At 60.4% G+C, this 9,635-nt stretch carries 5 protein-coding genes and 1 pseudogene; 2 read left to right on the top strand and 4 right to left on the bottom strand.

What is annotated here, in order from left to right; genetic code table 11:
* Nucleotides 1-708: pseudogene (locus B4F73_RS11855) on the top strand (MFS transporter); the annotation flags it as partial.
* Nucleotides 708-2,261 (top strand): FG-GAP repeat domain-containing protein, encoded by a 1,554-nt coding sequence (locus B4F73_RS11850; protein ID WP_290483350.1) that lies wholly within the window; start codon nt 708-710, stop codon nt 2,259-2,261. The pseudogene B4F73_RS11855 and the gene B4F73_RS11850, both read left to right, overlap by 1 nt.
* 12 nt (nt 2,262-2,273) lie before the next feature.
* Here B4F73_RS11850 and B4F73_RS11845 read toward each other — a convergent pair whose 3' ends face one another.
* Genes B4F73_RS11845 through B4F73_RS11830 form a run of 4 tightly spaced genes read right to left on the bottom strand, consistent with a single transcriptional unit; the run spans nt 2,274 to nt 9,549 of the window.
* Nucleotides 2,274-3,941, bottom strand: a complete 1,668-nt coding sequence (locus B4F73_RS11845) for a carboxylesterase/lipase family protein (RefSeq protein WP_290483349.1) — start codon at nt 3,939-3,941, stop codon at nt 2,274-2,276.
* Nucleotides 3,942-3,959: 18 nt separating this feature from the next.
* Entirely contained in the window at nt 3,960-5,546 is a 1,587-nt protein-coding gene (locus tag B4F73_RS11840) for an AMP-binding protein (protein ID WP_349679565.1), read from the bottom strand.
* Nucleotides 5,543-7,216 (bottom strand): carboxylesterase/lipase family protein, encoded by a 1,674-nt coding sequence (locus tag B4F73_RS11835; protein WP_290483347.1) that lies wholly within the window; start codon nt 7,214-7,216, stop codon nt 5,543-5,545. Before B4F73_RS11835 ends, B4F73_RS11840 begins: the two co-directional genes overlap by 4 nt.
* 59 nt (nt 7,217-7,275) lie before the next feature.
* The gene (locus B4F73_RS11830; RefSeq protein ID WP_290480728.1) at nt 7,276-9,549 is read right to left on the bottom strand and encodes a TonB-dependent receptor; all 2,274 of its coding nucleotides are present in this window, start codon (nt 9,547-9,549) and stop codon (nt 7,276-7,278) included.
* Between the last annotated feature and the right edge of the window lie 86 nt (nt 9,550-9,635).

The following is a 9,635-nucleotide window of genomic DNA, read 5'->3' as shown; positions in this document are numbered from 1 at the left end:
GAACCGATCCGCGGCTGGTCCGAAGGCGACACGAAAGCGGTCGAGCCTGCCCCACCGATTGGGGATGTGGCCCGACTACTCTGGTCGCGCATTTCTTTCCGACACATTGCGCTGGCCGCCAGTATGCAAGCCTTCATCATCTACGGCATCGGCAACTGGCTGCCCTCCTACTTCCTGCGAACCTACGAGCTCGACATCGGCACGATCGGCGCCTGGATGGCACTCACCACCGGATTTGGCGGCGGGCTTGGCTCCTTCTGCGGCGGCTGGATGGCTGACAAGTTCGGGGCAAAGGATGTGCGCTGGTATCTCTGGGTGCCCGCCATCCTGACTTCACTTCTTGTTCCGGTGCAGCTCGCAATATTGCTCTCCGGCGAGGTCTATTTCGCCCTGATCATGACAGCGCCCTTCCACTTCCTTTCCGCCGCCTATCTCGGCGCGGTGCTGGCCGTCTCGCACAATCTCGTCAACGGACGGATGCGAGCAATGACATCGGCGGTGCTATTCTTCGTGCTGAACCTGATCGGGCTCGGTCTTGGCCCTGTCATCGTCGGCTTCCTCAGCGATGTTTTCACCCGGAATGGCATGGTGGCGCCGCTTGGCACGGCCATGCTGATCTGTGGTACGGTCGCGGCGATATGGTCGGTCACCCACTACATTCTGGCGGCGAACAAGGTCCGCGAAGATATCGCCAGGCGGCAAGTCTGATGCGGATCGCGAGCGCCTCCACGCTAGTGTTGGCGCTCGCCGCCTGCGCGCAGATGCCAGCTTCAGTGATGAGCGTCGCCGACACGCCGACACGGGCGAAAACGCCGAACGGGCAGTTCATCTCCTGGATCGAGCATCGGGTCGATGATGAAGGCATGAATGGTGGCATCCCGATCCGCGGCGGCGACGGGTTCCAAATGGCTGACATGGACGGCGACGGTCGGACCGACATCGTTTCGGTCCATGAGGATTCCAACCATCTGCGTATCGCCTTCGCGACAGATGGTCCGGATGTCTGGGTCAATGTAACGATTGGCGAGGGCGCGGAGGTCGCGGCAATCGAAGACGTGGCCGTGGGCGATCTAAATGGGGATGGCTGGCCGGATCTCGTCGCAGCCTGCGAAGAGGCCCATCTCATCTATTTCCAAAACCCGGGCGAGGCCGCGCGGTCTGAGTCCTGGCAGAACCTCATTCCGCCGGTCACACAGGATCGTGGCTCCTGGCTGCGTGCCTTCATCGCCGATGTCGATGGCGATGGGAAGATGGATGTGCTCGGTGCAAACAAGGGCGCGTCAGACATTATTGATCCATCGCTTCCCTCTGCATCACGACCGACTTCGCTTTTCCTGATTGAGGGCGACCCGCTTGAGCCTTCAAGCTGGCGAGAGCAGGTTCTCTCGCGCGAAGTCGTGCCTAACACGGCCATGCCAGTCGATGTGGACGGCGATGGCGACATGGATGTGCTTGCTGCCGCCCGCCTGCGCCAGACAATGACAATGCTGGAGAATACGGGTCCGCGCGAGGGAGGCGGCATAGAAGTATTGCCGCACACGATCGAAATTATACCCGGCCTCACAGCGCCCGAAGGTTGGCAACGCACGTCCAGCGCCTTTCAGAGCGACTTTGAGGACATTGATGGCGACGGCAGGCTCGACCTCGCTGTTGCGGTTTATGAGACACCGTTCCCCGTGAATGGCTCGCCGCTCATGGCCTCGCTTGGCTGGCTAAAACAACCCGTAAGCCTCGACGAGCCATGGGTCCACTATCGCATTGGCGACATCTTGCCGGACGTCATCATCGGGATCGAACTTGCAGACATTGATGGCGATGGTGACCTCGACGCAATCACAGGCGGCTATTCAGGGCTCAATATCCTGGAAGGCGGCTATTCCGGCGCGTCGCGCGACTATGACGAGCCCAAAGTGACAGCGTCTTCTTCGGTAGGCCGGATCGTGTGGTTCGAGAACGCCGGACATCCGACGACGGAGTGGACACGCCATGACATTTCGCGGCGCGTACGTGGAATGTATGACGCGTTCACTGCGACCGACATGGACGGTGATGGCGATCTGGATCTCGTCACAACCCGCGGAAACAGCGGCAAATATGACGGAGTCATCTGGCTCGAACAGGTGCGCTCGGCAGACCCCCGCCCGGCCTTCACGCCGGCGCGCGAGCGCGAGAGCCGCGCCCTGCCCCTGCCGCCGCAAAACTGGTCCGACAATTACGAGACAGAGATGACCCTGATTGCGCCGAACAAGGCCGGCCATTGAGGCTGTCCGCGCCTACTCGATCGGCTCTGCATTCAGCCCGACGCGCATGAACCAGCCTTCGCCGGCCGCACGCCGCTTCTGGTAAAGCGCCTCATGGAATTCGAACATGCCGGAATAGGCGTCATGGCGTAGCTCCGGCTTATCCCCGATATGGAGATAGGCCTCGTCGTCACTATAGGGCGCCCAGGCAGGCCCATTGGCGCTTTCAGGCCGGCCTGTCGAAGCAAAAGAAGCCCAGTAGTCGACCAGAACTGAGGCCAGCGCTTCAACCTCGTCCACCTCCGGCTGCGGCCATCGCGGCGGATAGGATTCCGGGGTGCCGACCGTGCCGAACACGAAGGGCACTTCGCTCGCATGGAAGGCGCAGAGGTCGCGCGCTTCCATAGCCGGATAGCAATGATCGAAGACGTAGAGATAGGCGGGTTCGCCCGCTTGCGCCGCGCTGCGTACGATACGTTCGGTTGACCAGCCGAAAACATTGTCGCGGTTCACAGCCAGCATGGATTCTTCCATGTCATCGGCCGGGTAGAGCGCGAGAAAGGCCTCCGCCTCGTTACCATAGCGCGCACGTATCGCGTCTTCGTAGGCCTCGGGCGTCTTCGGCTTCCTGGGCAGGAGCATTCGATAGGTGCGCGCTTCGCCGCTATTGAATCCTGCGAGCACGGGCACTTTCGCGAATTCGCCATCGTCAAATGCCTCATTTAGCTGGCGCGGTACGTAAGTGCCATCAATCGTCCCGGCGGGGGCATAGCCTGCCATTGTGCTCCGATTGGTGAGCTCCTGCGGGTCGGCGGCGCGCGCGGCGTCCAGCGTTTTCAGTTCGAGTGTCTTGAACAGGTTTACGCCCTCCATCTCTGCAGCCGGCAGGTCGTAGCTTGCTTCACCGAGCTCTGCGAAATTGCGGGTATTGGTCGACTGGATGATCGCCTTGTCGAACAGGCCCTCGGCAATCGGGCTTGTGAGCAGATAGGTCACGCTGAGCGCGCCCGCGGATTCGCCCATCACGGTGACGTTGGACGGGTCACCGCCAAACTGGTCGATATTGTCCTGAACCCATTCGAGCGCGGCAATCTGGTCCATCAGGCCATAATTACCCGACAGTCCCCCCGGGCTCTCCTCAATTAGCTCGGGATGCGCGAGCCAGCCGAGCACGCCGAGACGGTAGTTGATTGAAACGAAGACCACGTTCCGCTCGGCATAAGCCGTGCCATCATAGACAGGCTGCGCGGCACCGCCGATACGAAGCGATCCGCCGTGGATCCAGACGATGACCGGCGCATCTTCTGCGTGTTCAGGTGCCCAGACATTGAGGGAAAGGCAGTCCTCCGACGCGCTTTCTGGCGGATCATAATAGACGCTGACAGGCGGCACCGGCGGCTGGATACAGCTCGGCCCGAAGTCGCTGGCGTCGCGAACCCCCTCCCACGCAGCAGGCGCAATCGGCGGCGCCCAGCGCAATTCACCAACCGGGGGGGCGGCATATTGAATTCCGCGGAAAACATTGATGCCGTCCTGGTTCACACCTTCGATCTCGCCCTGCGCGACGCTGACAACAGGGCCCGGCAGGACGATTTTCTCTGCGAGTGCCGTCTGGGAGGACTTAGCCTCTTTGGCCGAGCATCCGGAGAGCGTGAGCGCGGCGAGGCCAACGGCGATGAGGGTCGGTTTCAAGCGTGTCAATTGTAAGCTCCTCCCGTGTCAGGCTGATCCATAAAGGCTGCGAAGGCGAATCTTGTCGATCTTTCCAGTGCCAGCGAGTGGCATGCTTGGCACACGGATCACCTCATCAGGCAGCCACCAGGAGGGCACACGATCCCTTAGCGCCTCCAGCAAGTTGTTATCTTCAAGGCTCTCGCCATCGCGGAACTGGACAAGCAGTACAGGGCGCTCGCCCCATTTTTCATGCTCGCGCCCGACGACAGCGGCGAAGGCGACTTCCGGCAGGCCGGAGACGAGCGCTTCGATCTCGGTGGGATTGATCCATTCTCCGCCGGACTTGATCAGATCCTTGGCCCGGCCCGTAATGAAAAGCTGGCCGTCTTCACTGATTTCAGCAAGGTCGCCTGTCAGGAACCAGCCATCGCGCGTCGCGGCTTCAGCTTGGCCGAAATAGCGCTCGACTACGGAAGGGCCGCGCACCCAGAGATGGCCTTCGTGCCCGCGCTGCTCATCGAGGGGCGTGCCTTCATGATCGGTGAGCATCAGATCGACGCCAAGCGCCGGACGGCCTGCCGTGTCTGATGAGCGGACATCTCCGGGCGGAGCGGCCGTACCAAGTGGAGAGAGTTCGGTCATGCCCCATGTTGTCTGGACGGCGATGCCCCGTGCCTCAATCCGGCGCATCAGAGCACTACTCATCGGAGCGCCGCCGACCATGATCCGCCCGAGACTCGGCACATCCAACCCGTTTGCATCGAGATGATCGAAGACGTCCAGCCAGAGCGTCGGCACCCCGACAGCAATGGTGACCCCTTCTCGGACGATCAGATCGGCGAGGGTCGCGCCATCTGCCTGGCGGCCGCAGAAGACCAGCCGCGCGCCTGTCGCTGGTGCTGAATATGGCAGGCCCCAGGCGTTGGCATGAAACATCGGTACGACGGGCATGATGACATCATGCGAGTTGAGCCCGCTGACATCGGCCTGAAGCTGGCGGAGCGTGTGCAGATAGCTGCCGCGATGGGTGTAGGTGACGCCTTTCGGGCGTCCCGTGGTGCCCGAGGTGAAGCAGAGGCCACACGGTGTGGTCTCTGGAAAGTCGCCCCAGATGATACCTTCAGAACTGGCCTTGGATAGCGTCGCCTCGAGGTCACGGGCCCCCGGCAGCCCCACATTCGCGCTGCAGTCAGGCCCGACAGGATCGATGATGAGTACATGATCCAGCGTTCCGGCTTCTGCTGCGATCTCGGCGGCGAGCGGCAGCAGATCCCCACTAACGATCAGAATGCGCGCGCCGGACTGCTGAAGCATCCAGGCGATTTGCTCTGCGGTGAGGCGCGGATTGAGCGTATGGCACACTGCGCCCATTCCCATGATGCCGTACCAGCACTCCATGTGGGCCTGGCTGTTCCAAGCGAGCGTCGCCACGCGATGCCCGCGCTGCATGCCGAGTCCTTTCAGCACCCCAGACACCGTACGGGCACGCTCGCGCAGGGCGGCATAGCCAATGCGGGTGAAGCTGCCGTCAAAACGGCGCGTGACCACATCCTTGGTGGGGTGCCACTTCGCTGCATGGTCGATCATTCGATCAAGTGTCAGCGAGAAGTCTTGCATGGTGCCGTCTGTCAATTGCACGCGGGTACCTCCGGCGGCAGCGGCGGGGAAATGATGCCGACATTCCAGTTCCATTGAAGGCTGCCATGGGCGCGCCTGCGGCAGACAATCGCTTCGTGAAGTTCGAAGCGGGCGCGGGCAAGGCCTGGCCAGGCTTTCGGCACCTCGGAGAACACCATGCCGGTCGCGTCCTTGCCGTAGGCCGGCCAGTCCGGCGCGCCTTCAGCGGACGGGGCTCCTTCTCGGGCAAAGCTCGCCCAATAGTGCATCATAGCATTCATTAGTTCGCGTTCGGACTGCTTGCGCGGAGCCTGTGGCCACGGCTCGGGAATGTCGAAAAGCGTGCCGAAGACATAAGGGATTTCCATCGCATGAAAGGCGCGAAGGCCAAGCTTGTCGGCGGCCGGATACGTATGATCGAAAAAGTAGAAATAGGAGGGCTGGCTAGCCGCCGTCTGCGAGGCAACGAGCCGCTCCGCAGTCCAGCCATACATGGCGTCACGCGTGGTCGCGAGCATGCTGGCTTCGGGATTGTCGGCCGGATAGGTCTCAAGGAAACGGTCTGCCAACTCGCCATGAGTGGACCGGATCGCCGTCTCATAGGCGTCGCTTCCTGGCACCGACGGCAAAAGGAAACGAAGCGAGCGTATCTCGCCCTCATTGAAGCCGGCGAGCACGGGGACCTGTGCCTGCTCGCCCTTGTCGAACGTCGCAGGCATCTGATCTTTCAGCCAGACATCGTCGATAACGCCGAACGGGACGAAGGCGTTGCGGCCCGCAATCGAGACCAACTCGTCGGCGTCCATCTCACGCAGCTCAGCCAAGGAGGCAGCTTTCGTCTTTTCCTGAAAGGCAACGCCTGCTTCTTCAGCTGACGGATGGCCGCTCACCGCACCTCTCAGAGGAGCCATGGAAACCATATAGGCACTCTCGGCGATTGCCTTGTCGAACAGACCGCGCGCTTCTGGCGAGACCATGAGCAGGACGACACTGAGAGCGCCAGCGGATTCACCTGCAATTGTGACATTGTCCGAGTTCCCGCCAAAGGCAGCGATATTGCGCTTGATCCATTTCAGGGCTGCAGCCTGATCTTTCAGGCCATAATTGCCCGAGATATTCTGCGGCGACTCGGCGCTGAGTTCCGGATGGGCAAGATAGCCGAGCACGCCGAGCCGGTAATTGATTGTAACGACGACGAGCCCCGTTTCACGGGCAAGGTTTGCGCCGTCGTACATTGCCTGACTGCTGGTGCCGGTAACCAGCGAGCCGCCATGGATCCAGACGAAGACAGGAGCATCATCCGCGCCGTCCGGCACCCAGACATTGAGGCTAAGGCAATCCTCGCTCACCTCACCTAGCTTCTCATAGTAGATGCTTCCCGGGCGCGCGCCAGGCTGTGGACAGGCCGGACCGAACTCGATTGCCTGGCGGACGCCTTCCCAGTCCGGGAAGGCCTCCGGCAAGGCCCAGCGCCGCTCGCCGACGGGCGCAAGCGCGAACGGAATACCCCGATAGACAGTCACCCCATCCCCTGCTTCACCCTGCAGCGAACCGACGGGCGCTTCTGTGACGGCGTTGGGTTTCGGGTCGGCGGCGCTCGCCTGCAATCCATCACTCGCTGCACAGCCAGCCTGCCAGAGCAGGGTCCACGCAAGGATAGACGAGGCGAGTACCCTGCCGAACACGGGGGGCGTTCTGCCGCCCTCCAGCATTCTACCAATATTCAGCACAGCCCTGCCCCCAATCAGTATTCAACGCTGACGCGGACGCCCACCGTCTGTGGGCGCTGGCGCGCATAGCGAGCGTCGACAAAGGATTCCGGGTGCACGTAGGTGATCGAGTTGTCGTCGAAGAGATTCTCGACATAGCCAGTCAGTTGCCAATTATCCTTCGAAAGACCCGCCTGAAGATTCACAACGGTGTAGGCGTCGGTATAATCGAAGGTCGGGGCCGGCACATTTGGTTGGCCCGGCACATTTGGCAGCAAGGCCGGGAAATCACCGACATATGCGGCTGTACCCGAGAAGAAAGCGTCCATCTCTCCGACATTGTAGTCATAGCGTGCTGTGGCGGCACCCTGGAAGTTCGGCATGGCGAGTTGAAGGCCAAGCTCGGCGCCGGAAATCGCGGCTTCCTCAGGCGTCAGCTCAGTGATTTCGGTGTCGTTTAGAGATCCGTTCACGAACAGGCTGAATCCGTTGCCCGGATAATAGCCGGCTTCGAATTCTAGCCCCTGGCTGACGGCTTCACCAATATTGGTGGCAAACTGCACCTGATCTGAAAGCCGATTGGCCTGTACCTGGATGTCTGACCAGATGATGTAATAGGCCGCGAGATTTGAGGTCAGCTTCCCATTCAGGAAAGTACCCTTCATGCCGACTTCATAGTTGATCAGTTCGTCGGAATTCGCGCCGTCCGGGATGACAAGGTCGTTAGGGTTCACAACACTGACGGCGCCAGCGCGCGCATTTGCAACCGGCGAACGGAAGCCTGTAGCGACCGATGCGTAAGTCGTAAGATTCTCCATCGGCTTCCAGGATGCGCTGGCCTTGTAGGAAACGTTGTCAGCTTTGACCTTGAGGCCTTCAGCAGCCACGACCGGGAAGACGGTCAGCTCGAGATCCGTAAATCCGCCCAAAGCGACGCCCAGATAGTTTGAATTGTATCCCCCCGGCAGGGTGAAGGACTGTACGGAAGTTTCGGTGTAGCGAAGCCCCCCCGTCATCCAGAATTGGTCAGAGAACCGGTATGTCAGCTCACCGAAAGCAGCCGATTCGATCGCATCGAAATAGCCTGCGAAGCTCTGATAATACTCGTTCGGAAGCCCGGTGAGATTACGTGCTTGAAGGAACTCTGTCGAGGAGCGGTAGTCGTAGTCGATATCACGCCGCTTGTTGAAGTGGAAGCCACCGATGATCCAGTCCCAGTCGCCGCCATCAGCTGAGGCGAGGCGGGCTTCCTGGACGAAATTCTCATCATAGCCGACGGCGTCGAGCGCAAAGGGGATAGCCTGGTTGAACGTACCGGCCAGGTCGACGATGAATTTGCCGTCAATCTTGGAATAGGTCGACGAACTGGTCAGGGTTGCCCAGTCCATCTCGTAATTGCCGGTCAAATTGTAGCTGGTGAAGTTAGACTGAAAGAGGTCAGGCCGCTCGGTGAAGCGGATATAGTCGCCCCGGTCGGGATTGGTGAGGCCGGAATCAGCAGGCTTGTTGTCCTCGTGTATGACGAGCAAGCCGATATCGAAATTATTCATCGGCTCCCAAAGCAGATGGGCACGACCGCCAATCGATTCGAGCGAATTTGCGCCTTCAATGCCTGTGCCGGTATTGTCCACCCAGCCATCTTCATCGCGGTAGAAACCAACAAGACGCAACGCCAGCTCGTCATCGACCAGCGGCAGATTGACCATGCCATTATAACGTTGGCGAAGCGCATCGCCATCGACAAGGCCGAAATCGACAAGGGCCGACGCTTCAAACTCGTTCGGATTCGGGGCTTTTGTAAGAATCCGGACGGCACCGGACAGAGAGTTCGCGCCAAATAGTGTACCCTGCGGCCCGCGCAACACTTCAACGCGCTCGACGTCATACAGCGTTGGATCAAGGATCGTGGAGTTGCCATTGCTGGAAATCGGCAACTCATTGATGTAAATGGCGGTCGCGGCCTGAAGATTGGCGCCGTAGCCATTGGTTGCGATGCCGCGCGTGGTAATGGTGTTGAAGTTGGCCGTTGGCTGATTGAGCACGATGCCTGGCGTTTCGCGGGCGAGCCCGTCATAGCTGACAATGCCCTTTTCGCTGAGCGCTTCTTGCTGCCAGGCGGTCACGGCGAGCGGCACATCCTGCAGGCTCTGCTCGCGGCGAGTCGCCGTAACGATCACGCGGTCCTGGCGTGCTTCGCTTTCTGTCGTGGTGTCGCCGGCATCAAGTGCCGGAGCGTCCTGAGCAAACGCCGGCGCGCTCAGTACAAGAAGCGAAATTGCCGATACGGATGCCATGAAGCGATTAGTCATATTGTCCTCCCGAGGTTCCGCGGGTTTTCCCGCTGTTGGCAGGATAGGAGACCAGAAGAAATCTAAAGTCAACAATATTCACTCTC

The sequence above is a fragment of the Hyphomonas sp. UBA3601 genome (genome assembly GCF_002375605.1).
Taxonomy (GTDB): Bacteria; Pseudomonadota; Alphaproteobacteria; order Caulobacterales; family Hyphomonadaceae; genus Hyphomonas.
This window is presented reverse-complemented; position numbering and strand designations above follow the sequence as displayed.

Excerpts from the sequence above, each read along its gene's own strand:
- B4F73_RS11850 (WP_290483350.1), top strand. The coding sequence starts at position 708 with ATGCGGATCGCGAGCGCCTCCACGCTAGTGTTGGCGCTCGCCGCCTGC.
- B4F73_RS11830 (WP_290480728.1), bottom strand. The coding sequence starts at position 9,549 with ATGACTAATCGCTTCATGGCATCCGTATCGGCAATTTCGCTTCTTGTA.